Source organism: Sphingomonas sp. QA11, assembly GCF_028473665.1.
Lineage (GTDB): Bacteria > Pseudomonadota > Alphaproteobacteria > Sphingomonadales > Sphingomonadaceae > Sphingomonas > Sphingomonas phytovorans.
In genome coordinates, this window is record NZ_CP098774.1 from 868,923 (window position 1) to 893,697 (window position 24,775).

Genomic DNA, 24,775 nt, shown 5'->3' on the forward strand with positions numbered 1-24,775 from the left:
GTCAGGGAATGAGCTCGATCGAGTCGATTTCGCTAAGGCACGGCATGCGAACGCTGGCGGTGCCGTCCGGGGCATCCGGTGCCTCGTCGTGAAGAATGCCGATCGCAACGACCAGGCGCCCCTCATGAGCCTCGCGTTCCGCATTGCTGCGGCGGGCGTCGGGGTGCCAGGATGGTTCGAGCAGCACCGTCTCGCCATCGTCCAGCCTTATGGCGACATGGCCGGCATATTGCGGCGGGGGCTTGTAGAGGCGACGCAGATCGATCGACGCATAAATGCCCTGGACCGCCACCCGCTCGCCCGCGTGCTTCGGGATGTTCTTTCCAGAACGGATCAGTGACAGGGCCATCAGGCGTCCCTTGGCTTGACGGTCATCGTCGTCGGCGACTGGCCATGCGCGCCGATCACGTCGCGATTCTGTTCGTGGAACGTCTGCCCGCGCTTGCCGACGGCGTTGGATGCGGCGCCATACATCTGGAAGATCCAGTTCGTGTTGCGCGGCAGCACGATATGTTCGGCTGAATTCTCCATCGTCACGGTGTCGCCGCCGCTCTTCATCAGCACGCCCGCCCAATGGACGTTGTAGGTGACCTGAACGGTGCCGTCGCCTCGCCTGATGTTCTTGGGCGCACCGCCCGTTGAAATGGCGAATGCCTGACCGGGCTCGGGAGTGGCATAGCGGTTGATCTGCGCCCGCTGCTCGAAAGTGTCCTTCTCGGCGGGGGTCAGCTTCTCGTAGGACGCGACGATAAGGTCGTCGATTTGTTTCAGCGTCGGTATGATGGTTGGCGCGATCAGTTGGATCAGGTCTCTGATCTTGTTCACCTCGACAGTGATCCTTGTCTCTGCCTGTTTGAAAGCCTGCTCCCGTGCGGCGAAACCGCCGCCGAGGGGATCCATGTCTTGCAGTTGGCGTCGTTCTTCTAAAAGCTCGGGAAGGTCGACGGTTCTAATCTCGGTCATCCGTTCCTGGGCATGGCGGAACGCGTTGATGGGCTTGTCGAGTTGGCGCAATCTCGCAAGGTCGATCAGGTTGCGTTTGCTCGGGCCGACGCCGACGAAGCTGAAAAAGCTCGGGACGTCCTCGTTGCTCTTGGCCATGATGAACGGGAGCAGGATTTCCCGCTTCATCTTCATCGGATGGTCTTCCGCCGCCGTGGTGACGGCTGCCGCCAGGTTGATGGTGTTCCGGAAGACCGCGACCATCTCGGTCTTTTTGTCGTCGTCACCCATTGCGCCGGTCAGTTCATGCGCCGCCGTGCCGCAATCGTCCGGCATCGTCATGTCTTCGCCCGAATCGCCTGTAGGGCCATAGCTCGGTACGACCTTGGTCAGGGTACGCGCATGGTTGCCGACGGGTGAGGTGCCGGAAAGCGTAGTGTCGCCGGCGGCGACGCGATAGCGCGAGCCCGACGTCTGCAGACGCTCGTTGGTGGGTTCGATCATTCCCGCCTCGGCCCACAGGTCATGCGAGCCATAGCCGTCGTCCTGTCCCACCGCGAGATTGCCGTCCTCGGATACGCGCACCGGCTTGCCGGCGTTCCACTGCTGATCGGTCTGTTCGCTCACCGGATACAGACGATAAAGCTGGGCAACGCGCTGGGCGGCCGACCCGCTGGCACCAGCGGGCTCGGCCCCTCCATCTGGTTCAATCGTCGTCGCATCCGTGGCGGAGGCGGTCATGCCCGCCGCACGGGCGCCCATTACATCGGCCTCGCGCTCAAGCCCGGCGTCGTCGTTGATGGGCGTCCCGGCCTTCATCTGCCGGGTAGGAGCGACTCGCCCCTGCGCCTGCTGGACGACATGCCAAGCTTCGTGCGGCAAATGCCGTTCCTGCCCCGGGGCGAGGTGGATGTCGCTGCCCTGGGCATAGGCATGGGCGTTGAGCTGCGCGGGGCTGGCCGAATTATAATGGACCTTCACCCCGTCCATCGAGATCCCGGACAAGGCCTCGATGCCGGATTTCAAATTGTCCGGCATGCCGGTGCGATTGCCCGTTGGCTCCGCGGCGCGCTGCGCCACGGGGCCCGTATCTGCGAACTTGCCCTGCAGGACCGTGCGCATGGCATCGCTCTTGTTCGCCAGCTTGTGCCCATCCTCGTCGAAATCGACCAGGTTGAGATACTGGTCGATCATCTCCGCGGGGTTTTCCCCATGTTCGGCCAAGGCCTTGCGCACCTTTTTCTGCGCCCGCTCCAGGGCTGCGGCGGCTTTGTTCTTCAGCGCGCCTCGGGCTCCTCCGGCGGATTCGAAATATTTCTCCGCCTGCGCCAGATGTTCGACCTGGTCCCACAGCGGCGCATCGCTCTTGGTGCCGCCCAGTTGCGCGTTCAGGATGTTCTCGGAATGCGCGATGGTTTCATCGAGCGCGCTCTCGGCTTCGGAAGGGTCGGCCGAAACGAGGCCCTCGTCGAAATTCTCGGCATGCTGCACTTCATGGCGGATCGTCGACAACAGGGTGGCGATCCGCTCGTCCTTGGGCAGGGTGCCGACCTCCTCGACATAACTCGACGAGAGGAGGATGGCGCCTCGGGCACCGCTGTCGCGAAGCGCGACGCCCGCCTCCGTCAGTCCCGGCTGCCCGGGCGGCAGGTAGATCGCCTTGGAGCCCACCGGTGCCCGGTTCAGATAGTTGCCGAGGCTGCCGACCCGCAATTTCAGACCCTGCGGCAGCGCCACATGGTTCGCCAGAAGCCAGGCGACATGTTCGCCCCAGCTATCGAACGCCTGAATGTCATAAAGCTGCGCCACGGCGGGGCGGGCAGACCGGCCGTTTCGGTCAGACGATGTCATCCCGGCGAGGCGCTGCACCGGTGGCGCCGCATTCAGCATCTCGGAAAAGGCGGCGAGCTGCGTTTGGCGCGGCCCGGCGACACGCTCACCCACAGGCCGGGTGTCGGGACGGGAGGCCTGCCGCTGTTGAGCGCTCCGCTGATCCATGGTCGGGATGCTATGTCCCGGCGCCGTGTGCGGCAACTGAATCAAGCACTGATAATGAGGGCATCGAAACAGCGTTTACGGCGCCTTAACCGTGTCCGGTTACGCCATGGCAAGGGCGGACGGGCCCTCAATGACATTAACCACGGCGGTGCCTCAATGCGCATTCTGATCGTCGACGACGAACCTGCGATGCATGATTCCTACCGACGCAGCTTCGCGCCGACGGGACATGCGGACGCCGGTGCGCTCGATGCGATGGCGGCCGAATTGTTCGGTGACGACGACGACGCTCCGGCGGATACGGCGCCCGCGATGGATTTCGCGCTCACTCACGCGATGCAGGGGCTGGATGGCGTCGCCGCGATCGAAAAGGCGATCATCGACGGCGATCCGTTCGCGGTCGCGTTCATCGACGTGCGCATGCCGCCGGGCATCGACGGCAAGGAAACCGCCACCCGCATCCGGGCGCTGGATCCTGACATCAACCTGGTGATCGTCACCGGCTATTCCGATTTCTCGCCGGTCGAGATCAGCAAGGCGGCCGGACCGGCGGACAAGATCTTCTACATCGCCAAGCCGTTCGAGGTGGCCGAGGTCACTCAGACCGCGACCGCGCTGGCGCATCGCTGGCAGGTCGATCGCGAACTGGCCGCGACTCGTGCCGCGCTTGCCGAAAAGATCCTGATCCTTGAGGAACAGGGGCTCGAACTCGCGGCGAACGAGAGCAAGGCGGTGCATATCGCCAATCACGATTCGCTGACCGAGGCGCCCAATCGCCTCGCCTTCCTGCGCACTCTCGCTGAAAAAGCCCGCGGCAACGACAGCTTCGCCACCGCGATGGTCGATCTCGATCGCTTCAAGCTGGTCAATGACACGCTCGGCCATCTCGCCGGCGACGATCTGATCCGCCAGATCTGCGCGGTGCTTCAATCCTCCATCCCTGAAGGCGGCATGGTCGCGCGGCTTGGTGGCGACGAATTCGGCCTCCTGTTCGATTCGCCCGGCGAACAGGCTGCGTGCATGGCCTGCGAGCGCCTGATCAAGGCCTGCTCAGCCACCTTCAAGATCTTCGGCCATTCGGTCCAGTGCGGCGCCTCGGCCGGTTTCGTCTTCGTCGAGGCGGGGGAGAAGCACGATCCGGTGGACGTGATGCGCCGCGCCGATCTCGCACTCAACGATGCCAAGCATAGCGGCCGTGGCGTCGTCCGCGTGTTCGACGACAGCATGGACGAATCGATCCGATTCCGCCGGCGCATCGAGGGTGGGCTCGGCAAGTCGATCGAGAAGGGCGAACTGAGCCTCGTCTATCAGCCGATCGTCGCCCGCGAGGGCCTCGAAGTCATTGGCTTCGAGGCGCTGCTGCGCTGGAATACGGAAGAATTCGGTCCTGTCTCGCCATCGATGTTTATCCCGATCGCCGAGGAATCGAACCTGATCCATGAACTTGGCAACTGGGTGCTGGGGGAGGCGCTCAAGGAGTTGAAGGACTGGCCCGGCCAATATGTCTCGGTCAATTTCAGCCCGCGCCAGTTTCGCCGCCCCAATTTCATCGGCCATATCCTGGAATGCGTGCAGCGCGCCGGGGTCGAGCCCAACCGGGTGCAGATCGAGATCACCGAAACAGCGATCTTCGATGATGCCGATCGCGCGGCGGAGACGCTTTATCGCCTGCGCCAGATGGGCTTCCGCATCGCGCTGGACGATTTCGGCACCGGTTATTCAAGCCTCTACAATATCCGCAAGTTCGCCCTCGATTGCCTGAAGATCGACCGCAGCTTCATCGACGGCATGGGCCGCGAGCGCGAGAGCGCGGCGATCGTCCATTCGATCATCCATCTCGGCCGCGCGCTTGGCCTCGGCGTGATCGCTGAAGGCGTCGAGACCGACGCGCAGGTCATGGCGCTCCGCGCCGCCGGGGCCTCGCACCTCCAGGGCTATTATTTCTCCCGGCCGGTCGACGCCGATATCGCGCGCGCGATGGCCCTGGCGCGCTTCATCCCGGATCCGTCAGGGATCGAGGAGGAATATCTCGAACCTGAACTGGGTAACGGGACACGCGGCTGATGTCCCATTTTCTCCGTGCCGCTAGCGGCCGGATCGGGGCCCTGCGCAATCCGAAATCGCTCGGCGCAAAGCTCGTTCTGATCCTGACCGTGGTGGGGCTGATCGGCTCCGCCGCGATCACGCTGCTGCTCGCCAGCGTCATCGTCCCCAGTTTCAATCAACTCGAATCCCGGTCGGTCGAGGCGCATGTCGAACGCACGCGCGTGACGCTGCGCGAATATGCGTCGAAGGTCGAAAGCGCGGTGCGCGACTATGGCGACTGGAATTCGAGCTACGACTATATGGCCCGCCAGACCGCTGCGTTCGAGGAGGAATCCTTCTCGCCCCTCGCGATGGAGAATCTCGGCGTCAACGGCATGGCCTATCTCGCCAATGATGGTCGTATCGTCATTGCCCGCTGGCGCGGCGCCAGGGGTGACGATCCGGCGATGCGCCAGGCGCTGATCGGGCAGATACGAAACATCGATTTTCCGAAGATGCTCGGCGCGCGCAACTCGGCCAGCTTCTTCGTGCGGCTTGGCCGCGTGATCGCGGCGGTCGGCGTCGCGCAGGTTCGCCGCAGCGACGGCAGCGGAACCCCGCGCGGCTATGTGCTGATGGCGCGGCGGATCACGTCGGAACAGCTTTCCGGCCTGCTCCAGCTCAACGCCCGGCTCGATCTTGCGACTCTTGCCGATGCCGGACGAATCACCCCCGATCGGGAAAAAATGCGGATCGCCGTGCCGATCCTCGGCCCCGGCGGCCATGCCGTGGCAAGCGCCGATTTCACCGTGCCGCGCGACGTGTCGGTGCTCGGCCGGCGCATGCTGCTCCTCGCCGTCGCGGGATCGACGCTGTTGCTGCTCGTGGTGCTGCTGATGTTGCGCCGGATGATCACGCGGCTGGTGCTGCGTCCGCTGCACCGGGTAGAGAACCATATGCAGGTCGTCCGTTCGTCCGGAGCGCTCAGCCTGCTGCCCGACGAGGCGGCGCGACAGGATGAGATCGGCTCGCTTGGTCGCAGCTTCAACGCGATGCTCCGCCAGTTGAAGGATCTGCGGGAACAGCTCGAGGTGCAGAGCTTCGCGCTCGGCCGCAGCGAGAGCGCCGTCGCGGTGATGCACAATGTCCGCAACGCGCTGAATCCGATCAGCACGATCATCAGCCAGGGTATCGCCCAGCCTGCGCCGATGGATCGCGGCACGCTCGATCGTGCCGTCGCCGAACTGGCGAAGGACGATATTCCGAAGGCACGGCGCGACAAGCTCGTCGCATTCGTCTCGGCCGCGATCGAGGCCGAGGCGAAGGATCGCGATGAACGCCGCCGTCAGCTCCAGGTCGGCCGGGAGGCCATGAGCCATGTGCTCGAGATCATCGGCGAGCAGCAGCAGGCTGCCAATGGCCGGCCTGAACTTGAGCCATGCGACGTGACGGAGATCATTGCCAGGAACGCGACGATCGCGCGCTATTCGGGCGGACTGTCGATCGCGTTCAGCTTCCCGGCGCGACCTCATCTGGCCATGGGCAGCCGCGTGATCCTGAGCCAGGTGATCGGCAATCTCTTCGCCAACGCGGCCGAGGCGATCGGCGCTCGGGGAATGGGCGGCGGCAGCATCGGCGTGACGATCGACGAGGAGAAGGGGCAGACCATCATCGCCATCCGCGATGACGGCGAAGGCTTCGCGATCGACCGCGCACCGACGCTGTTTCAGCGCGGTTTCTCCACTCGTAAGCACAAGTCGGGTGGCCTTGGCCTCCATTGGTGCGCCAACTCAATGACCGCGATGCAGGGCTCGCTTCGGCTCGAGAGCGAAGGCCAGGGCAGGGGCGCCGTAGCTGTCCTGACCCTCGCGACGGCGGTTCCCGAACGGCAGGGACTGGCGGCCTGACAGCCGCCAGTCCCTCTCACGAGTGACGTGCCGCTCAGCCGTCGATCAGCCGCCTCAGCTTGGCGAGGGCAGGCGCCTGACCCTCATGGCCGTCGATGGTGGTGACGAATTCACCCTTGCGCCCCATCAGGAACACTGATGCGCTGTGGTCGATGGTATAGTTGCCGCCCGGTTGCGGCACCTTCTCGTAATAGACGTGATAGGCCTTCACGATCTGCGCCAGCTGGGCGGCGTTCCCGCTCAGCCCGATGATCGGCGTCTCGAACAGCGTCAGATAGGTGCCGATATCGGCCGGCTTGTCATGCTCGGGATCGACTGAAACGAAGACGATGTCGAACTTGTCGCCGGCGCTGCCCAGTTCCTTGCGCAGTTGCGCCATGCGCGACAGCGTCGTCGGGCAGACATCGGGGCAGCGGGTGAAGCCGAAGAAGATCGCGAAGGGCCTGCCCCTCAGCGTCTTGTCGGTCACTGGCCTGCCCCTCTGGTCGATCATCGCGAACGGCCCGCCGATGGCGCTTGCATAGGACTCGGCATTGCCCGGCTGAGGTTTGGGCTTGTCCAGCAGTGCGAACGCACCAGCGCCGGCCGCCAGGGCGGCCGCGCCCCATAATGCGACCCGGACCCTGTTGAGCCGGGCCCGGGGCGCGGCGGGCTCGGTCGGCTCAATGCTGCTCATGATGGCTGCCTCCCGGTCCCTGCGCGGTGACTGGTTCGACCTTGAAGGCGATCCTGATCGTTCCCGCGCGCTCGAAGCTGAGTTGGGCCGGGATCATCGCCCCGCGCTTCAGCGGCGCCTTCAGCCCGACGAACATGATGTGAAGGCCACCGGGCGCCATCGCGACCGTGGCGCCCGCCGGAATTGCCAGGCCGCCGGTCAGGCGACGCATGCGCATCACGCCGCGATCCATCGACATGCTGTGGATCTGCACTTCGCGCGCGGCCGGTGATGTGGCTGAAATCAGGCGATCCGGCTGCCTGCCCTTGTTGGTCAGGCTCAGATATCCGCCGCCGACCGTCTGGGACGGGGCCGTTTCGCGGGCCCAGGGATGACTGATCCTGATCGTGCCCGCGTTGGCGTCGCGCGCGGCAATCGGGGCGGCCAGGCACGCGATCGCGGCCGCCAGGGTGGTTCTTGAATAACGCATCGAAGTTGCTCCTGCCGGACATGTCCGGACGAGAATGGGGGCGCACGCCATCGGATGCGATGGCGGCGTCGGCTGCATTGCTGCGGGAAGGCCCTCGGTCCCGGGGCGTACCGGGCAAGCGAAGGATCAGGCCGTGGCCGGCGGCCCGCGAAGCGGCGGGCGCAGATAGGATGGCGTCCGGCGGGGGATCGCCAGCGGCACGCGAACGGCAAGGGCGAGGATGAAGAACAGGGCCAGCACCAGCAATGCCGGATCGGTTCCGCCCAGCGTGGGCGCTGACAGTGCCGAGAAGGCGCAGGGTGCTTCGGCCTTGCCCGGATGGTCGTGCTGCGGCACCGGAACGCGTTCGACCGGTAGCGCCATGACGCGCTGTTGCATACTTCCGCCCGAGCAGATCTGGACCATGATCGTCCCGCCCGAAGCCGCGGGCATGAAACCGGCCGGCACCAGCACGCGCATCAGCAGCGCGGCGGCGACGATCCATGCGGCCAGCAGCGGGCGGCGCGACAGATGAAGGCGTAACCCGGTCACGCGCTGCGGCTAGCCTCTTGCACCGGGTTTGTCGATTTTGGGAATCGGTCCGCCCAATCGGGGACAGGGCCGCGCCCTCGCACCGTCACGCCCGCTCCATCGCCGTGCCGAAGGGCAGGATTTCTTCGTAGCAGGCAAGTGCCGGCGCTCCGATCACCGTGGCGCCGCGCCGGATCATGAAGGCGTGCCGCACGATCTCGGCCTGTTGCTCGATGCCGTAGCGGTATAGCGGCAGGCCGGGACGGATGGCATAGTCGTAGCGGCAGAAGGGATGCCGCGCGATCGGCAGCACGATGCCCTTCTGGTGCTGCCAGACATGAGTCATCTCATGGATGAACAGGCCCTGGTCCTCCAGCGATCCTGCCGAGAAATCGTCGCGATAATGTGTGCCCCGGGGGTGGAAATGGATCGATCCGGTCGGCGCCATCACGGTCTCGCGCGGCTGGAAGAACGCCCATTTGCGCCACATGATACGCACCGGCGCATAATCGACCGAGTCGCCGAACACGCTTCGCGCCAGGGCGATCTCGCCACCGGTCAGGGGGCGGCCGGTCGAATCGGCGTTCAACTTCCCGGCGCTGCGTCGCCTGCGCCGACCGCGGTCGCCTTGTAGGTGATGCGCTGGCCATCGGCGAAGGTGAAGAGCAGCGGCACCGGGGCACCGGACTTGATGCCCGGGTTGACGTCGAACAGCATCACATGCTTGCCGCCCGGGGCGAAAATGATCTTGTCGCCTGCGGGTACTCGGACCTGTTCGATCGGCTTCATCGACGACATCGATCCCGACTTCATCGATTCGTGCATCTCCGCCCGGATCGAGACATCGCTCGAAACGCTGATCAGCGTCGCGTCGGCGGGGCCGCCATGCAGCGTGAAATACGCTGCGGCCGGCCCGCGCGGCACCGCGGCCAGCCGCACCCAGGCGTTGCTGACATGCATTTCCTTCGGGCCGTCGCATCCGGCGAGCGCCAGCAGGAGGCAAAGAAGGGCAGGGATACGCATCATATTCTCCCGCTTCGGGAATGTTGTCAGGCCTCTAGGGAGTCGAAAATCTTGCGGCAAGCGAAAGCCCCCCTATATCGCCAGCAGTAAGTGTCGCGTCGCCCAGTCTGGGGGCGCGGCCGAGAGGCAATTTTTTAGAAGACGGGGGCCGAAGAGGACCATGGCTAAAGTAATCGGTATCGATCTGGGCACTACCAACAGCTGCGTTTCCGTGATGGAAGGCGGCAAGCCCAAGGTCATTGAGAATGCGGAAGGCGCGCGCACCACGCCGTCGATCGTGGCGTTCGCCAAGGATGGCGAGCGACTGATCGGTCAGCCGGCCAAGCGCCAGGCGGTGACCAACCCTGAGAATACGGTATTCGCGGTGAAGCGCCTGATCGGCCGCCGCTTCGACGATCCGGTGACCAAGAAGGACACCGAACTGGTTCCCTATCACATCGTGAAGGGTCCGAACGGCGATGCATGGGTCCAGGCCGGCGGCAAGGATTATTCGCCCGCGCAGATTTCCGCCTTCACGCTCCAGAAGATGAAGGAAACCGCCGAGGCCTATCTCGGCGAGACGGTGACCCAGGCGGTCGTCACGGTTCCTGCGTACTTCAACGACGCGCAGCGCCAGGCGACCAAGGACGCCGGTCAGATCGCCGGCCTCGAAGTGCTGCGGATCATCAACGAGCCTACCGCTGCGGCGCTCGCCTATGGCCTCGACAAGCAGGACGGCAAGACGATCGCCGTCTACGATCTCGGCGGCGGTACCTTCGACATCTCGGTGCTCGAGATCGGTGACGGCGTGTTCGAGGTGAAGGCCACCAATGGCGACACCTTCCTCGGCGGCGAGGATTTCGACGACAAGATCCTGCGTTTCCTCGCGGAAGATTTCCGTAAGGCCGAAGGCATCGACCTGACCAAGGACAAGCTTGCCCTGCAGCGCCTCAAGGAAGCTGCGGAAAAGGCGAAGATCGAGCTCAGCTCGGCTGCCACGACCGAGGTCAACCTGCCCTTCATCACCGCCGACCAGAACGGCCCGAAGCATCTGGTCAAGACGATCACCCGCGCCGATCTGGAGCGGCTGGTCGAGGACCTGATCCAGCGCACGCTTGAGCCGTGCCGCAAGGCGCTGCAGGATGCGGGCCTCAAGGCGGCCGACATCGCCGAAGTCGTCCTGGTGGGCGGCATGACGCGCATGCCCAAGGTTCGCCAGATCGTGAAGGACTTCTTCGGCAAGGAGCCGCACTCGGGCGTCAACCCGGACGAGGTCGTCGCGATGGGTGCCGCGATCCAGGCCGGCGTGCTGCAGGGCGACGTGAAGGACGTGCTGCTGCTCGACGTGACCCCGCTGTCGCTGGGCATCGAGACGCTGGGTGGCGTGTTCACCCGCATGATCGACCGCAACACCACGATCCCGACCAAGAAATCGCAGGTCTATTCGACCGCTGACGACAATCAGCAGGCCGTCACGATCCGCGTCTTCCAGGGCGAGCGTGAAATGGCGGCCGACAACAAGATGCTCGGCCAGTTCGATCTGGTGGGTATCCCGTCGGCGCCGCGCGGCGTGCCGCAGATCGAGGTCACGTTCGACATCGACGCCAACGGCATCGTCAACGTGTCTGCCAAGGACAAGGGCACCGGCAAGGAGCAGCAGATCCGCATCCAGGCCTCGGGTGGCCTGTCGGATCGCGACATCGACCAGATGGTCCGCGATGCCGAGCAGTTCGCCGAGGAGGACAAGAAGCGCCGCGACGCGGCCGAGGCGAAGAACACGCTCGACAGCCTGATCCACACGACCGAGCGCCAGCTCGCCGATAATGGCGACAAGGTCGACGCCTCGCTCAAGTCCGAGATCGAGGGCGCTATCGCCACGGCCAAGACGGCAGTGGAAGGCGGCGATCCCGAGGCGATGCGCGAGCAGGCCAATGCCCTGCAGCAGGTCGCGATGAAGCTCGGTCAGGCAATCTACGAGAAGCAGGCCCAGTCAGAGGCTTCGCCGGCTGCCGCCGCCGAAGCGGCGCATGAGGCGCCTGCCGAGGACGTGGTCGACGCCGAATTCTCGGAAGTCGACGATACAAAGGCGTAACTTGTTGCGTTCCCCCCGTTATTCCTGCGATGCGATCCGCTGGGGTAACGGGGAGGGCGGGGGCCCAAGATGACCACCGAAGTCGATTTCTACGAATTGCTCGAATGTGAGCGCACCGCGAACGATGCGACGCTGAAGGCGTCCTATCGGAAGCTCGCGATGAAATATCACCCGGACAAGAATGACGGGTGCAAGGACAGCGAATCGCGCTTCAAGGCGATCAGCGAGGCTTATGACTGCCTCAAGGATCCGCAGAAACGCGCTGCTTATGACCGCTTCGGCCATGCGGCTTTCCGCAACGGCGCGGGTGCGGGCGGCGGCGGTGCGCAGGATTTCGGCGCGTTCAGCGACATCTTCGAAAATATCTTCGGCGAATTCATGGGCGGCGGTGGCCGTGCCCCGCGCGGTCAGCGTCGCGGTGCCGATCTCCGCTACGACATGGAGATCACGCTCGAGGACGCGTTTCGCGGCAAGTCGACCGAGATCACGGTCGACGTATCAGCCGCCTGCGATTCGTGCCACGGCACGGGTGCCAATCCCGGCACCAGCGCCAAGGCGTGCGGCACCTGTGCCGGCCATGGCAAGGTACGGGCGCAGCAGGGCTTCTTCGTGGTCGAGCGGACCTGCCCGAGCTGCCACGGCGCTGGCCAGGTCATCTCCGATCCCTGCGGCCATTGCCGGGGTGAGGGCCGGGTCGAAAAGACCAAGACGCTCACGGTCAATATCCCGCCCGGGGTGGATGAGGGCACTCGCGTTCGCCTGACCGGCGAGGGCGAGGCAGGCGCGCGCGGCGCGCCTCCGGGCGATCTCTATATCTTCCTGCACGTGTTGCGGCATGCGTTGTTCGAGCGTGAGGGCACGACCCTCTTCGCCCGCGCGCCGATCAGCTTCACCACCGCATCCCTGGGCGGTGAGATCCGCATCCCCGGTCCCGATGGCGAGCGCCACACGATCAAGATTCCGGCTGGCACCCAGAGTGGCCGGGAACTGCGCCAGCGCGGCGCTGGCATGCCTTTCCTGCAAGGCCGGGGTCGCGGCGACCTGGTGATCCGCGTCGAGGTGGAAACCCCGACCAAGCTCACCGCGAAGCAGCGCGATCTGCTCGAACAGTTCCGGGCGACCGAAACCGGTGAAGAATGCCCTCAGACCATGGGATTCTTCAAGAAGGTGAAAAGCGCGCTGGGTTGATCTTTCCCCCCTCCCGCTTGCGGGAGGGGCAGGCGCTGACGCTTGAGAGGCCGACCAGGACGGATCGACATTCAGAACCGTCCGTCGGCGGTGCAAGATGGTTCGCGCAGAGGCGCAGAGGGCGCTGAGGAGGTGCGGCCAGTGGCTCCGGCAGTTTGGCATGACGGGCACGTCCACAAGCAGGCAGCTTACCGGCGCGATGCTCAGGTCTGGAAATGAACTCCGCGGTCTCTGCGCCTCTGCGCGGATCCTCCTCTTTGCTGTAAACGTGCCAGTGAAGTGAATGTCGATCCGCCCTGGGCTCGAGTCTAAGCGCCATGCGGATATTTCAGAGAGAGCCCTACTTCGCCGCCCTGACCGCCCCTTTGTGCAAGGGGCGGGCGGGCCGGTGGATCAGAGGCTGACGACCTCGACCACCAGCACAAGGGCCGTGAGTGCCAGCACGCTGCTGACCACGGTTTCCAGGAAAGGCATGGTTGGGTCTCCGATGCCGGAAAAGTCCGGCACCGGTCATGTGGGAATTATTGCGTTGACGCGCAATATTATTACGCGCCTTCGCAGTTGCAGCAAACGCAATCGCTTTGCCGCTGAATCGGCACGTTTTGTCTTACCTGGCAGGCAAATGAAGCGTCAGATCGCCCACCTGTTCACGCCGCGGATAGGCGGCGTCCATCGCGTCCGCGACGATCGGGTTGAATCGCTGATCGAACAGCAGCGATCCGCGCTGGCCCCTCGTTACGAAGAAACCGAACTCCCCGCGGCGCACCCGCGCAGCGAGCGCGGCCTCGTCATAGATGCCCGCGCTACCAAGTTCGGCGATGATCGCGGGCTCCCACACCACGTGCTGCCCGCCGCGCAGGATGAGCACCATCTCGTCGCTCACCACTGGTCTGGGGCTGGCCCTGATGCGCTCGACCACCGGGGCCAGCGCTGCGCGGTCCTGCGCTATCTTGCCGCTGTCGGGCCGCAGCGGCGGATCGATCATTTGAACCGGCAAGCCAACGCCGATCAGCAGTACCAGCGCGAGGCTCGGACACGCCGGCTGGCGCAGCGCGGCGCGGATCAGGGGCACGCACGCCATGCCGCACAGCACGGCGATGAGCGCGAACCAGTCGATCAGGTAGTTGTCGCTCGCGCCCGATTTGAGGATCGCCGGCAACATCAAAGTCTTCAGCCCGAGTGCCAGCAGGACGATTGCCGTCGCGGTCAGCCCGTCTTCATGCTCCATCCGCCCGCGCAGACCGCGCCAACCACCGGGTGCGAGCCGCCGCCAGGCCATGACCGCGCCGATCACGCCAAGCGCGAGGGTGACGATGTTGGCCGAGAGCACCAGCATCAGCATCCCGGCGTGATCCCAGATCACCCGGTTGATGTTGTAGGCAAGAATGTGGACCAGGAACTGGCCGTCGCTGGCGATGCTGAGGGCCGCGAGTGCGGCCAGCCCCGTTATGAGCGACGTCGCCAGCATCAGCCAGGCGGCGCGGGGCCGCGTGATCAACAGGACCAGGAAGGCGGCGGCCGGTGCGGGGAGGCAGGTCTGCCGTGTATAGAGCGCAAGCGTGAAGAGCAGGCCGGCGAGCATCGCCAGCGATGGACGATTCGCACTCCGCGCGGCGGCGAGCATGCCTGCGATGCTCATGGCATAGGCCAGCATGTCGACTCGCATCAGCGTCGACCAGTTGAGCACCACCGGCAAGGTGACGAAGGCGAGACCCGCGATCAGCCCGGCGATCGCGCGAATAGTCCGATCCTGTGTCTTGCCGATTGCGGCGCTGGTCAGCACGCCGATCAGCACCGCCGCCGCCAGCGCCATGACCAGCGACACCAGCCGCCCGGCAAGCAGCGGATCGAGTCCGAAGGCTCCGGCTGTCGCGGCGGTAACGAGATGATAGAGCGGGGGGTATTCGAACACGAAGGCGGGCATCGGCCGAAGTGCCTGGTAACCCGACCCGCTGATGATCAGGCGCATCTGTTCCCAGACAACGCCCTCGCCATAATCGAGATCATAGGGATAGTTGAGCGCGAGCGGAGCATGCAGCCCCAGCCGGATCAATCCATAGATAAAGACCAGCCCCGCGACCGCCAGCGTCACGCGCGCGACGAGCGTCCGGTGCCGGTCGTTATCGATCATGCGACGGGGGCATCCTCCGTCGCGCCGAACACCCGTGCGAAGATCGTGTCGACATGCTTCAGATGATAGCCAAGGTCGAACTTGTCCTCGATTTCCTCGGGCGACAGGGCCGCGGTCACCTCGGGGTCGGCTTTGAGCAGTTCGAGCAGCGACAGGTCGCCGTCCGATTCCCATACCTTCATCGCGTTGCGCTGGACGAGCCGGTAGGCATCCTCCCGGCTCACGCCGGCCTGGGTCAGCGCCAGCAGCACACGCTGCGAATGGACGAGGCCGCCCATCTTGTTCAGGTTTTTTTCCATCCGGGCCGGATAGACGAGCAGCTTGTCCATCACCCCGGTCAGCCGGGCGAGCGCGAAATCGAGCGTGATCGTCGCGTCAGGCCCGATATAGCGCTCGACCGACGAATGGCTGATGTCGCGCTCATGCCACAGTGCCACATTCTCCAGCGCCGGCGTCACATAGCCGCGCACCATGCGGGCGAGGCCGGTCAAATTCTCGGTCAGCACCGGGTTGCGCTTGTGCGGCATCGCCGACGAGCCCTTCTGGCCCGGCGAGAAATATTCTTCCGCCTCTAGCACCTCGGTGCGTTGTAGATGGCGGATCTCGGTCGCGAGCCGCTCGATCGAACTGGCGATCACGCCCAGCGTCGCGAAGAACATCGCATGGCGGTCGCGCGGGATCACCTGGGTCGAGACGGGCTCGACACTCAGCCCAAGCTTTTCGGCGACATGCGCTTCGACGAACGGGTCGATATTCGCGAAGGTGCCGACCGCGCCGGAAATCGCGCAGGTCGCGACGTCTGCCCGCGCCGCTACCAGCCGCGCGCGGTTGCGGTCGAACTCGGCATAGGCCTGGGCGAGCTTGAGGCCGAAGGTCACCGGCTCGGCATGGATACCGTGGCTGCGGCCGATCGTCGGAGTCAGCTTGTGCTCGACCGCGCGGCGTTTCAGCACGACGAGCAGTGCGTCGATATCGGTGATCAGGATGTCGCTGGCCCGGGCGAGCTGCACCGCCAGGCAGGTGTCGAGCACGTCCGAAGAGGTCATGCCCTGGTGCATGAAGCGCGCCTCGGGGCCGACATGCTCGGCGACGTTGGTCAGGAACGCGATCACGTCATGCTTGGTCTCGCGCTCGATCTCGTCGATCCGGTCGACCTCGAAGGCGCCCTTTTCCCAGATCGCCTTGGCGGCTTCCTCGGGCACCACGCCCAGCTCCGCGAGCGCATCGGTGGCATGCGCCTCGATCTCGAACCAGATGCGGAAACGGGTTTCGGGCGTCCAGATGGCGACCATGTCGGGGCGTGAGTAGCGTGGCACCATTGCAACGGTTCCTGAAATTCCGGTTTCTGTTCATCGCGAATCCTGAACGGACTCGTGATGAGGCGCGCGTTAGCAGGGACGAGGCGAAGCTTCAAATCGAGAAAAAATGAACCATCTCGATGGACGGGGGGTTCTACTATCAAGTGTTGCCTGGTGATGGAACCAGTCATTCACGAATTCTTGAAGTAAAATCAACGGAGAGAATCATGCTTAAATATATTCTTCTTGCAAGCGCCATGACGATTTCGTTTCCTGTTCTTGCTCAGGATAAGCCCGCCGAGGCCCAGGCTGCGCCCGTTACGCAAGCGGCGCCTGTCCAGACTGTTTCGCCGGTCGATCAGGCGATGAGTTCGGTGACGCCGGCGGCTGATCAGGCCGCGCCGCAAGAGGCACGGACTGACCAGGCCCAGACTGCTCAGGCCCAGACTGCTCAGGCGGCGCCGCAGCCTGCACCGGCGGATCCGGCGGCGGCTCCTGCCCAGACCGCCGCCGCGCAGCCGGCGACCAAGGCTGACCAGATCGCCCAGGTGGTGAGCACCGAGTTCCCGAGCTACGACAAGGACTCGAACGGCTCGCTGAACGAAGCAGAGTTCGGCGCCTGGATGGTCGCCCTGAAGAAGGCGAGCGATCCGACCACCAAGGCCGACAGCGCCGCCACCAAGGCATGGGTCGACCAGGCGTTCGCCAGCGCTGACACTGACAAGAACAAGTCCTTGTCGAAGGCCGAGCTGACCGGGTTCCTGACCAAGGGCTCGTAAACGATCCCGACGGGACATGCGGTCCCTCCGGGGCGGCCGTCGGACTTTCGGTCCGGCGGCCGTTCGGCGTTCAGATCAGCCCCGGCTCACATCAGTCCTAGCGCGCGGAGGCTCGAATGGCCGCTGGTGCCCATGATGATGTGATCGTGGACCGCAATGCCCATGCGCTTGCCGGCTTCGGTGATGTTGCGCGTCACCTCGATATCGGCGCGGCTGGGCGAGGGATCGCCGCTGGGGTGATTGTGCACCAGGATGATCGCCGCTGATCCCAGGTCCATCGCCCGCCGGATCACCTCGCGGACATATACCGCTGCTTCGTCGATCGACCCCTCGCTCATCAGCTCGTCGCGGATCAGCATGTTCTTCGTGTTGAGGTGGAGCACGCGGACGCGCTCGTTGACGTGATGCGCCATGTCGGCCCGCAGATAGTCGAGCAGCGCCTGCCAGTTGGACAGCACCGGCCGCTCGGCGACTTCAGCGCGCACCAGCCGCAGGGCTGTCGCATGGGCGATCTTGATTGCCGCGATAGATGTTTCGCCCATGCCCTTCATGCGCGCCAGCGCTTCCGGCTCGGCGGTCAGCAGCCCGCCGATCCCGCCGAACTCTGCCAGCAGGGCTTTCGCGAGCGGCTTGGTGTCGCGCCGCGGGATCGCCAGCGCGAGCAGATATTCGATCAGCTCGTGGTCGAGCAGCGCATCCGATCCGCCCTCGTTGAGCCGCTTGCGCAGGCGGGCACGGTGGCCGCTATTGTCTGGTTCGGGAACGCTCATCACCGTTGGAGGATTAGTGCGGGGGGTGGCGACACGCAATTGCGCGTGCTTGCTGGTGCCCTATGATCGAAGCGCGCGTGCCTTGTGCCGCAACCGGGAGTGGCGAGCGGCGTGAGTCTGGACGAATCGGTTGAAGACAGGCCCCGCTGGCGGCGCACCCGTCGGGTCGCGCTTGTCATCGCGCTCGTGCTGCTTGGCGGACTGATCGCATTGTGGACCCAGCGCAAGCCGATTGCCGCCAGCTATATCGACAAGGCGCTCATTGGCTATGGCGTGCCCGCGCGCTACCGTGTCGCCGATCTCGGCTTTGACCGCCAACGACTCACCGATGTGATGATCGGCGATCCGGCGCATCCCGATCTTGTCGCCGACTGGATCGAGCTGCGCACCAGCATTGGCCTGTCCGGTGCGGCTGTCACCGCGGTCCGTGCCGGTCATGTCAGGATGAATGCCCGACTGGTCGGCGGTAAAGTGTCGCTCGGTGCGCTCGACAAGTTCATGCCCGCCTCCTCGGGGAAGGGGAAACCGTTCGCGCTGCCCGCCCTCGATGTCGATATGGAGGATGTGCGAGTCAGGCTCGTCGCCCCGCAGGGTGTGGTCGGGCTCAAGCTGAGCGGACGGGGAAGGCTCGACAACGGCTTTACCGGCCAGGTCGCGGCGATCGCGGAGCGGCTCGACCTTGGGGCCTGCGTCAGTGGTCCGGCGACCGCCGTGCTGGCGGTGCGAATCACCGACGCTGGGCCATCGTTGCGCGGGCCGGTCCATGCCGCCGCGCTTGACTGCGCTGGCGCGAAGGTGACCGATGCCGGGGCTGATGTCGCGGTAACGCTCGATCAGGCGCTTGATGGATGGCGCGGCACCGCGAAGCTTGCCCTGGCGAAGGTCCGTCATCCCGTCGCCGAGATTCATGCTCTTGGCGGCACGATCGATTTTGCCGGCGGGGCCGATGGCACGGCCGGCAAGCTCGATCTGAAATCGGGCGTCGCGGCGGTTCGCGGCGTTGCCGCCGACGCGGCGACGATTGCCGGGGCTTATCGCTTCGGAAAGGGGGGCATCGGGTTCGATGGCAAGATCGGCGCACGTCACGCGCTGATGGGCCGGCTGATGCGCGCCCGGCTCGCATCCTATCGGGGCATGGGCGACGGCACGCCGGTCGCCCCGCTTGTCCGTAAGGCAGTCGATGCCTCGGTCGCCGCGGCGCAATCTGCCGATCTCGATGCGACGATCGCCGTCTCGCTGAACGGCGGCCGTGGTGAGGCGAAGGTTTCGCGACTGCAACTCGCCACCGCATCCGGTGCCTGGGCCACAATCGGGGAGGGGGCCGGCATCGGCTATGCCTGGCCGGCCGGAGGTGTTCGATTCGACGGTTCGGTCGATATCGGCGGCGGCAACCTGCCCGGCGCGACGGTCAGGATCATCCAGGCACGCGCGGGCGGGCCGGTGACCGGTACCGCGACCGTCCAGCCCTATGCCGCCGGCGACGCCCGCCTGGCGCTTGCGCCGGTCAGCTTCGCCGCCACCCCCGGTGGGGCCACCCGGCTCTCGACGCGCATCACGCTGTCGGGGCCGCTCGGCGATGGCCATGTCGATAATCTCGTCATGCCGGTGACTGGCCTGTGGGACGGCCACGACCGGCTCCAGATCAACCGCACTTGCGCGCCGCTGTCGATCGGCGCACTCGCCGTGTCGAGCTTCAGGCTGCGCCCGGCGGCCGTCACGCTTTGCCCGGTCGACGGCGCGATGTTCCGCCTCGATGGGGGAAGAGTCGGCGGCGGCGTGCAATCCGGCGCGCTGACCCTGTCGGGAGCGATCGGCAAATCGCCGCTCGCGCTGTCCTCGGGCAATCTGATGCTGCGGCTTCGTGATTCCCATATCGACCTGCATGACGTCGATCTGCGTATCGGTGAGTCGGATCGGGTCACCCAGCTCGCCTTCGGGCGGATCGAGGGCGGTCTTTCGGGCGGTGCCATGGCCGGGACGATCGAGGCTGGATCGGGCAGGATCGCGAATGTGCCGCTGCTGATGTCGGAGGCGGTCGGGCCCTGGACCTTCGCCAAAGGCGCGCTCGATCTCACTGGCGGCTCCCTCCACGTCGCCGATGCCGCTGTTTCGCCGCGCTTCAATGGCCTTGCCGCCCGCGATATCGCGCTTAGGCTCGCGGACAACCGGATCAGCGTCACCGGCCGGCTGGTCACGCCGGTAAAGGGCGTTTTGATCAGCGGCGTCGCGATCGAGCATGATCTGTCGACCGGCGGTGGCCATGCCGACCTGACCGTGCCCGGCATCGCCTTTGGCGAGACGCTTCAGCCCGATCAGATCACGCCGCTGACCTTTGGCGTGATCGCCAATGTCGTCGGCACCGTGTCGGGGGAGGGGCATATCCGCTGGAATGCTGATGGCGTGACCAGCGACGGCGTGTTCCGCACGCCCGGCACCGATCTCGCGGCCGCTTTCGGCCCGGTGACCGGCATAGCGGGGGAAATTCGCTTCACCGACCTGCTCAATCTTGAAACCGGGCCCGGCCAGATCGCGACGATCAAGACGATCAATCCCGGCATTGCCGTCAATGATGGCACGATCCGTTACCGCTTGCTCGCCGGGACGCGGGTTCAGGTCGAGGAAGGACGATGGCCCTTTGCCGGCGGGGCGCTGGTGCTCGAGCCGACCATGCTCGACTTCGGGCAGAAGATCGCGCGCCGCATGACCTTCACCGTCACCAGCATGGACGCCGGCCAGTTCCTCCAGCAGTTCGACTTCAAGAATCTCAACGCGACCGGCATCTTCGACGGCACCTTGCCGATGGTGTTCGACGAGCAGGGCGGGCGGATCGAAAATGGGCGGCTGACCGTGCGCGTCGGCGGCGGCACGCTCGCTTATGTCGGTGAGATCAGCCAGAAGGATGTCGGCATGTGGGGCAATCTCGCCTTCCAGGCGCTGAAATCGCTGCGCTACCGCTATCTGGAACTGGTGATGAACGGCCCGCTGGCGGGCGAGATGGTCACCGAGGTGCGCTTCGCCGGGATCGGCCAGGGCGAGGGAGCGAAGCGCAACTTCGTCATCGACCGGCTGCAAAAGCTGCCCTTCATCTTCAACGTCCGGATCAAGGCGCCCTTCCGCGGGCTGATCGATTCGGCCGCGTCCTTCTACGACCCGAGGCGCCTGATCCAGCGCAACCTGCCCGCCCTGCTCGAGGAGCAGCGCAAGCGCACCGCGCCGCCGGCCGCCACTCCATCGCCCATCAAGCCCATTCAGCCTGCCGAAAGCGAGAAACTGCCATGACCGAAACAGGATTGACGAAACGAAAGTGGAGACCGACGAGGTACGGGATGAAGAGAATGCTACCGATCATTGCCCTGGGCGCCAGCACCGCGACAAGCGGCTGCATCAACGTGACCGCTCCGGACAAGCCGATCGAGATCAACCTCAACATCAACGTGACGCAGGAAGTGGTCTATCGGCTCGATGGCGAGGCGAAGACGTTGATCCAGCAGAATCCGGGTATTTTCTGATGAAGAAGATGATGAAACTCACCACGATCGCAGCGGCCCTCGGGATCGTAGGCCTCGCCACGGCCGCCTATGCGCAGCGCGATCCGGCCTATCAGGCCGCACGTTCCGGCGGCCAGGTCGGCGAGCAGCCCGACGGCTATCTTGGAATCGTCGGCGGCGGCACGGCGGAACTGCGCGCGCTGGTCAACAACATCAACATCCAGCGCAAAGCGAAATACACTCAGAGCGCGGCCGCGGGGGCCACGGTCGAGCAGATGGCGTTCGTCAGCGGCTGCAACCTGATCCTGCAGACATCGCCTGGCGAGAAATACAAGACTCCCTCGGGCAGCTGGGCAACCCGCGGTTCAGGCCCGCCGGAGCGCGATTCCCGCTGCGTGTGACGCCTTCCCTCTCCCATATGCGGGAGAGGGGCCACACCGGCCGCGCGTGCGATAAAGGCGGCGTCGACGGGGCCGCCTGTGCCTGTGTCACCAAGGTTGACTCAGGCCGACCCCTTTCCTAAACGGGCGCCGCAACGGGGGCCTGCCCCATGTTTATCCGTCGCCGTGCGCAAGCCCGGCGGCGTTTTCTTATCAGGATGCTTTCGCGTTGGCCGACGACCGCCAGAACGATGACCTTGAAAGCCGCATCGCGAAGGCGCGTGCGGTGGAAGAGGCGCGTACTGCCGGGAATAGCGCTGCGAAGCCTGCCAGGGGCTATGGTCAGGGATCGCGCGTGCTCGCGGAGATGATCGGCGTTCCGGCGGGCGGCGCGCTGCTCGGCTGGGCGCTTGATTCCTGGCTGGGCACCGGCCACTGGCTGCTGCTCATCTTCCTCGTGCTCGCCATCGTCGCGGCGGGCCGCAATATCTACAAGATCTCGAAGGAGCGCGCTGAATGACCGTCGCTTCCGACAGCAACGCACAAGGGTAAGGCGATCGTGGCCGGTAAAATAGACCCGATGGAACAGTTCATGGTCGAGCCTGTGCTCGGCCGTCATATCGACCTGTTCGGATACGATATTTCCTTCACGAACTCGGCCCTGTTCATGGTCGTCGTGTTCGCGCTGCTGTTCCTCTTCATGTGGGGCGGCATGAAGCGCCAGCTGGTGCCCGGCCGGTGGCAGGTCGCCGCTGAATCGGTCGTCGGTTTCATCGACAACATGATGCAGGTGAACATCGGGCCGGAAGGCAAGAAGTTCGCGCCCTATATCTTCTCGATCTTCATGTTCATCCTGTTCGCGAACCTAGTCGGCGTGCTGCCGCTGGCGATCGTGCCGGGCCTCCACACCTTCGCCGTGACCAGCCACATCACCGTCACCGCGGTGCTGGCGTTCCTGTCGTTCGGCATCGTGCTCGCGGTCGGCTTCTGGCGCCACGGCCTGCACTTCTTCTCGCTGTTCGTGCCGCACGGCGCGCCCGGCTGGCTGATGCCCGTCATCATCCCGGTCGAGTTCGTGTCGTTCATGGTCCGCCCGTTCAGCCTCGGTCTGCGACTGTTCGTCGCGATGACGGCCGGCCATATCCTGCTTGAAGTGTTCGGCAGCTTCGTGGTGCAGGGGCTTAATGCCGGTGGCGGCCTCGGCATCGTCGTCAGCATCCTCAGCTTCGTCATGATCGTCGGCGTCAGCGCGCTTGAGCTGCTGGTGTGCGCGATCCAGGCCTATGTCTTCGCGCTGCTGACCTCGCTCTATCTCAACGACGCGGTGCACCTGCACTAAGTCATCCGAATTTCGTCCTTTAATTACCGTATCCCTAAGGAGCTTATCATGACTGATCTTGGTGCAATGTATATCGGTGCCGGCCTCGCGGCGATCGGCGTTGGCCTGGCCGCGCTCGGCGTGGGCAACGTGTTCGGCTCGTTCCTCGAAGGCGCGCTGCGCAATCCGGGCGCGGCAGACGGCCAGCAGGGCCGCCTGTTCATCGGCTTCGCGGCATCCGAGCTGCTCGGCCTGATCGCGTTCGTCGTCGCGATCCTCATCCTCTTCGTCGTCAAGTAAGCGAAGAGCGACCTCAATGCCGCAGCTATCCCAAATCGGAGAGATCTACGCGTCGCAGCTGTTCTGGCTCGCGATCGTATTCGCCCTGATCTATTTCGGGATCGGCAAGGCGATGGTCCCGAAGATCGAGCGCACGATCGATGATCGTAACGCGAAGATCGGCGGAGACCTCGCCGCGGCTGAGGCCGCGGATGCCGCCGCCCGCGCGTCGGAGCTTGAGTATCAGACCGGGCTCGACTCGGCCCGGTCCCAGGCTCTGCGCTCGGTGACGGAGGCAAAGGCCAAGGCTTCGGCCACGGCCGAGGCCAGGGTGAAGACGGGCGACGCGGCCATGGCCGAGGAACTCGTCAGCGCCACGGCCCGGATCGGCGCCGCCAAGACCACGGCCATGGCCGAGATCGAGACGGCGACCGTGGATGCGGTGCAGGATATCGTCGCCAGGCTTTCGGGCGTGGCGGTCGATCGCGCCGCGATCGAACAGCAAGTGAAGGCGGAACTGGCGCATGGCTGACGCGCATCACGAAAGTCTCACGATGGCCACTGGCACGACCGAGCTGCATCACGAGCCCACGGCGCTGGGCATCAGCGCGCCCGGTTTCGTCGCGCTGTCGATGCTGGTCGTCATCGGCCTGATCATCTGGAAAAAAGTGCCGGCGATGATCGCCGGGATGCTGGACGCGCGGATCGCCACGATCCGCACCCAGCTCGAAGAGGCGTCGCGCCTCCGTGCCGAGGCCGAGGCGCAGCTCGCCGAGGCGAAGAAGCGCAACGCCGCGAGCGCCGGCGACGCCGCCGCGATCATCGCCCATGCCGAGGCCGAGGCGAAGCAGCTGATCGCCAAGGCCGAAAGCGATTCAGCCGACCTCGTCACCCGCCGCCGCAAGATGGCCGAGGACAAGATCGCCGCCGCCGAGCGCGCCGCGATCGCGGAGGTCCGCGCCACCGCGGCCGATGCCGCCACCCGCGCGGCTGCCGCGATCATTGCCGAAAGGCATGATGCCAAGGCTGACAAGCCCCTGGTCGATCAGACCATCGCAGGTCTCGGGCGCCTGAACTAATCCTGCCTTCGGGCAGCTCTCCTGTCGTTTCACGGTGTCTCGATCCGGGCTACATCCGGGCCGGGGCACCGAGTCGCGTGCCTCCCCCTCCTGGAGAGAGAATCCCATGAAGCTTGCCGCCCTTTCCGTTGCCCTGCTCGCCATGACGGCCACGCCCGCGCTGGCGCAGACTGCCCCCGCGGCCCCGGCCGCCGCGCCGGCGGCAACGGCCGATGCCACGCCCGCGGGAAAGCTCACGCTCGATACGCCGATCGAGACGATCGCCGCCGATCCCGCTGGCAAGGCAGCGCTCGACGCGAATTTCCCCGGCATCACCGGTCACCCGGCGTACGATCAGTTCAAGGGCCTGTCGCTCGCCGCTGTCCAGCCCCTGTCGAACGGCGCGATCACCGATGCGCAGATGGCCAAGATGAAGGCTGATCTCGCCGCGCTGAAATAAGCCGA

24 protein-coding genes are annotated in these 24,775 nt (G+C 65.2%); 14 read left to right on the forward strand and 10 right to left on the reverse strand.

Going from position 1 to position 24,775, the window contains the following annotated elements:
* Position 1 precedes the first annotated feature (1 nt).
* Together NDN01_RS04050 and NDN01_RS04055 are read right to left on the reverse strand one after the other, a co-directional pair.
* Positions 2 to 349 (reverse strand): hypothetical protein, encoded by a 348-nt coding sequence (locus NDN01_RS04050; RefSeq protein WP_272626042.1) that lies wholly within the window; start codon positions 347 to 349, stop codon positions 2 to 4.
* A complete protein-coding gene (locus tag NDN01_RS04055; RefSeq protein ID WP_272626043.1) occupies positions 349 to 2,886 on the reverse strand; it encodes an eCIS core domain-containing protein in 2,538 nt (845 codons plus the stop codon). Before NDN01_RS04055 ends, NDN01_RS04050 begins: the two co-directional genes overlap by 1 nt.
* A 210-nt stretch (positions 2,887 to 3,096) precedes the next feature.
* Here NDN01_RS04055 and NDN01_RS04060 point away from each other — a divergent pair, with 210 nt between their 5' ends.
* Together NDN01_RS04060 and NDN01_RS04065 are read left to right on the forward strand one after the other, a co-directional pair.
* Positions 3,097 to 5,004, forward strand: a complete 1,908-nt coding sequence (locus tag NDN01_RS04060; RefSeq protein ID WP_272626044.1) for a putative bifunctional diguanylate cyclase/phosphodiesterase — start codon at positions 3,097 to 3,099, stop codon at positions 5,002 to 5,004.
* Positions 5,004 to 6,872 (forward strand): CHASE4 domain-containing protein, encoded by a 1,869-nt coding sequence (locus tag NDN01_RS04065; RefSeq protein WP_272626045.1) that lies wholly within the window; start codon positions 5,004 to 5,006, stop codon positions 6,870 to 6,872. Before NDN01_RS04060 ends, NDN01_RS04065 begins: the two co-directional genes overlap by 1 nt.
* Before the next feature lie 34 nt (positions 6,873 to 6,906).
* Here the strand turns inward: NDN01_RS04065 and NDN01_RS04070 are convergent, their stop codons facing one another.
* From NDN01_RS04070 to NDN01_RS04090, 5 genes are all read right to left on the reverse strand, one after another.
* Positions 6,907 to 7,548, reverse strand: coding sequence for an SCO family protein (locus NDN01_RS04070; protein ID WP_272626046.1), 642 nt, complete (start codon positions 7,546 to 7,548; stop codon positions 6,907 to 6,909).
* Positions 7,535 to 8,017: a copper chaperone PCu(A)C gene (locus NDN01_RS04075; RefSeq protein ID WP_272626047.1), complete on the reverse strand. Its 483-nt coding sequence runs from the start codon at positions 8,015 to 8,017 to the stop codon at positions 7,535 to 7,537. Before NDN01_RS04075 ends, NDN01_RS04070 begins: the two co-directional genes overlap by 14 nt.
* A gap of 126 nt (positions 8,018 to 8,143) precedes the next feature.
* Positions 8,144 to 8,548, reverse strand: a complete 405-nt coding sequence (locus NDN01_RS04080; RefSeq protein ID WP_272626048.1) for a DUF2946 family protein — start codon at positions 8,546 to 8,548, stop codon at positions 8,144 to 8,146.
* Positions 8,549 to 8,633: 85 nt separating this feature from the next.
* Positions 8,634 to 9,116: a vgr related protein gene (locus tag NDN01_RS04085; RefSeq protein WP_272626049.1), complete on the reverse strand. Its 483-nt coding sequence runs from the start codon at positions 9,114 to 9,116 to the stop codon at positions 8,634 to 8,636.
* Positions 9,113 to 9,553 carry a copper chaperone PCu(A)C gene (locus NDN01_RS04090; protein WP_272626050.1) on the reverse strand — a complete coding sequence of 147 codons (441 nt, stop codon included), beginning with the start codon at positions 9,551 to 9,553 and terminating at the stop codon, positions 9,113 to 9,115. The genes NDN01_RS04085 and NDN01_RS04090 overlap by 4 nt, the downstream gene beginning before the upstream one ends.
* A gap of 157 nt (positions 9,554 to 9,710) precedes the next feature.
* Here NDN01_RS04090 and dnaK point away from each other — a divergent pair, with 157 nt between their 5' ends.
* Both dnaK and dnaJ read left to right on the forward strand, forming a co-directional pair.
* A complete protein-coding gene (gene dnaK / locus NDN01_RS04095; RefSeq protein ID WP_272626051.1) occupies positions 9,711 to 11,621 on the forward strand; it encodes a molecular chaperone DnaK in 1,911 nt (636 codons plus the stop codon).
* 69 nt (positions 11,622 to 11,690) lie between these two features.
* Positions 11,691 to 12,809 carry a molecular chaperone DnaJ gene (dnaJ, locus tag NDN01_RS04100; protein WP_272626052.1) on the forward strand — a complete coding sequence of 373 codons (1,119 nt, stop codon included), beginning with the start codon at positions 11,691 to 11,693 and terminating at the stop codon, positions 12,807 to 12,809.
* Between the two features lie 607 nt (positions 12,810 to 13,416).
* Here the strand turns inward: dnaJ and NDN01_RS04105 are convergent.
* Together NDN01_RS04105 and purB are read right to left on the reverse strand one after the other, a co-directional pair.
* Positions 13,417 to 14,940 carry an ArnT family glycosyltransferase gene (locus tag NDN01_RS04105; RefSeq protein WP_272626053.1) on the reverse strand — a complete coding sequence of 508 codons (1,524 nt, stop codon included), beginning with the start codon at positions 14,938 to 14,940 and terminating at the stop codon, positions 13,417 to 13,419.
* The gene (purB, locus tag NDN01_RS04110; RefSeq protein ID WP_272626054.1) at positions 14,937 to 16,259 is read right to left on the reverse strand and encodes an adenylosuccinate lyase; all 1,323 of its coding nucleotides are present in this window, start codon (positions 16,257 to 16,259) and stop codon (positions 14,937 to 14,939) included. The genes NDN01_RS04105 and purB overlap by 4 nt, the downstream gene beginning before the upstream one ends.
* 119 nt (positions 16,260 to 16,378) lie before the next feature.
* Here purB and NDN01_RS04115 point away from each other — a divergent pair, with 119 nt between their 5' ends.
* On the forward strand, positions 16,379 to 17,017 hold the full coding sequence (locus tag NDN01_RS04115) for an EF-hand domain-containing protein (RefSeq protein WP_272626055.1): 639 nt from the start codon (positions 16,379 to 16,381) through the stop codon (positions 17,015 to 17,017).
* A gap of 86 nt (positions 17,018 to 17,103) precedes the next feature.
* Here the strand turns inward: NDN01_RS04115 and radC are convergent, their stop codons facing one another.
* Positions 17,104 to 17,787 carry a RadC family protein gene (gene radC, locus NDN01_RS04120; RefSeq protein ID WP_272626056.1) on the reverse strand — a complete coding sequence of 228 codons (684 nt, stop codon included), beginning with the start codon at positions 17,785 to 17,787 and terminating at the stop codon, positions 17,104 to 17,106.
* A 111-nt stretch (positions 17,788 to 17,898) separates the two neighbouring features.
* On the opposite strand from radC, the gene NDN01_RS04125 reads away from it, so the two are divergent.
* The 9 genes from NDN01_RS04125 to NDN01_RS04165 all read left to right on the forward strand — a co-directional run bounded on the left by NDN01_RS04125 (position 17,899) and on the right by NDN01_RS04165 (position 24,770).
* Positions 17,899 to 21,066: a YdbH domain-containing protein gene (locus NDN01_RS04125; protein ID WP_272626057.1), complete on the forward strand. Its 3,168-nt coding sequence runs from the start codon at positions 17,899 to 17,901 to the stop codon at positions 21,064 to 21,066.
* Between the two features lie 47 nt (positions 21,067 to 21,113).
* Positions 21,114 to 21,296, forward strand: a complete 183-nt coding sequence (locus NDN01_RS04130) for a YnbE family lipoprotein (RefSeq protein WP_272626058.1) — start codon at positions 21,114 to 21,116, stop codon at positions 21,294 to 21,296.
* An 8-nt stretch (positions 21,297 to 21,304) separates the two neighbouring features.
* Entirely contained in the window at positions 21,305 to 21,676 is a 372-nt protein-coding gene (locus tag NDN01_RS04135) for a YdbL family protein (RefSeq protein WP_443025235.1), read from the forward strand.
* Positions 21,677 to 21,884: 208 nt separating this feature from the next.
* A complete protein-coding gene (locus tag NDN01_RS04140) occupies positions 21,885 to 22,175 on the forward strand; it encodes an AtpZ/AtpI family protein (protein WP_272626060.1) in 291 nt (96 codons plus the stop codon).
* 60 nt (positions 22,176 to 22,235) lie between these two features.
* The gene (locus tag NDN01_RS04145; RefSeq protein WP_272628007.1) at positions 22,236 to 22,994 is read left to right on the forward strand and encodes a F0F1 ATP synthase subunit A; all 759 of its coding nucleotides are present in this window, start codon (positions 22,236 to 22,238) and stop codon (positions 22,992 to 22,994) included.
* Positions 22,995 to 23,060: 66 nt separating this feature from the next.
* Positions 23,061 to 23,273, forward strand: a complete 213-nt coding sequence (locus NDN01_RS04150; RefSeq protein WP_010164404.1) for a F0F1 ATP synthase subunit C — start codon at positions 23,061 to 23,063, stop codon at positions 23,271 to 23,273.
* 16 nt (positions 23,274 to 23,289) lie between these two features.
* Positions 23,290 to 23,784, forward strand: coding sequence for a F0F1 ATP synthase subunit B family protein (locus NDN01_RS04155; protein WP_272626061.1), 495 nt, complete (start codon positions 23,290 to 23,292; stop codon positions 23,782 to 23,784).
* Positions 23,777 to 24,331, forward strand: coding sequence for a F0F1 ATP synthase subunit B family protein (locus tag NDN01_RS04160; protein ID WP_272626062.1), 555 nt, complete (start codon positions 23,777 to 23,779; stop codon positions 24,329 to 24,331). Before NDN01_RS04155 ends, NDN01_RS04160 begins: the two co-directional genes overlap by 8 nt.
* Before the next feature lie 106 nt (positions 24,332 to 24,437).
* The gene (locus tag NDN01_RS04165; RefSeq protein ID WP_272626063.1) at positions 24,438 to 24,770 is read left to right on the forward strand and encodes a hypothetical protein; all 333 of its coding nucleotides are present in this window, start codon (positions 24,438 to 24,440) and stop codon (positions 24,768 to 24,770) included.
* Positions 24,771 to 24,775 lie beyond the last annotated feature (5 nt).

Coding starts and splice junctions, on each gene's coding strand:
- NDN01_RS04145 (WP_272628007.1), top strand. CDS start 22,236: ATGGAACAGTTCATGGTCGAGCCTGTGCTCGGCCGTCATATCGACCTG.
- NDN01_RS04165 (WP_272626063.1), top strand. CDS start 24,438: ATGAAGCTTGCCGCCCTTTCCGTTGCCCTGCTCGCCATGACGGCCACG.
- NDN01_RS04135 (WP_443025235.1), top strand. CDS start 21,305: ATGATGAAACTCACCACGATCGCAGCGGCCCTCGGGATCGTAGGCCTC.
- NDN01_RS04115 (WP_272626055.1), top strand. CDS start 16,379: ATGGACGGGGGGTTCTACTATCAAGTGTTGCCTGGTGATGGAACCAGT.
- NDN01_RS04075 (WP_272626047.1), bottom strand. CDS start 8,017: ATGCGTTATTCAAGAACCACCCTGGCGGCCGCGATCGCGTGCCTGGCC.
- NDN01_RS04160 (WP_272626062.1), top strand. CDS start 23,777: ATGGCTGACGCGCATCACGAAAGTCTCACGATGGCCACTGGCACGACC.
- NDN01_RS04105 (WP_272626053.1), bottom strand. CDS start 14,940: ATGATCGATAACGACCGGCACCGGACGCTCGTCGCGCGCGTGACGCTG.
- NDN01_RS04060 (WP_272626044.1), top strand. CDS start 3,097: ATGCGCATTCTGATCGTCGACGACGAACCTGCGATGCATGATTCCTAC.
- dnaK (WP_272626051.1), top strand. CDS start 9,711: ATGGCTAAAGTAATCGGTATCGATCTGGGCACTACCAACAGCTGCGTT.
- NDN01_RS04090 (WP_272626050.1), bottom strand. CDS start 9,553: ATGATGCGTATCCCTGCCCTTCTTTGCCTCCTGCTGGCGCTCGCCGGA.
- NDN01_RS04155 (WP_272626061.1), top strand. CDS start 23,290: ATGCCGCAGCTATCCCAAATCGGAGAGATCTACGCGTCGCAGCTGTTC.
- dnaJ (WP_272626052.1), top strand. CDS start 11,691: ATGACCACCGAAGTCGATTTCTACGAATTGCTCGAATGTGAGCGCACC.
- NDN01_RS04130 (WP_272626058.1), top strand. CDS start 21,114: ATGAAGAGAATGCTACCGATCATTGCCCTGGGCGCCAGCACCGCGACA.
- NDN01_RS04065 (WP_272626045.1), top strand. CDS start 5,004: ATGTCCCATTTTCTCCGTGCCGCTAGCGGCCGGATCGGGGCCCTGCGC.
- NDN01_RS04150 (WP_010164404.1), top strand. CDS start 23,061: ATGTATATCGGTGCCGGCCTCGCGGCGATCGGCGTTGGCCTGGCCGCG.
- NDN01_RS04070 (WP_272626046.1), bottom strand. CDS start 7,548: ATGAGCAGCATTGAGCCGACCGAGCCCGCCGCGCCCCGGGCCCGGCTC.
- radC (WP_272626056.1), bottom strand. CDS start 17,787: ATGAGCGTTCCCGAACCAGACAATAGCGGCCACCGTGCCCGCCTGCGC.
- NDN01_RS04050 (WP_272626042.1), bottom strand. CDS start 349: ATGGCCCTGTCACTGATCCGTTCTGGAAAGAACATCCCGAAGCACGCG.
- purB (WP_272626054.1), bottom strand. CDS start 16,259: ATGGTGCCACGCTACTCACGCCCCGACATGGTCGCCATCTGGACGCCC.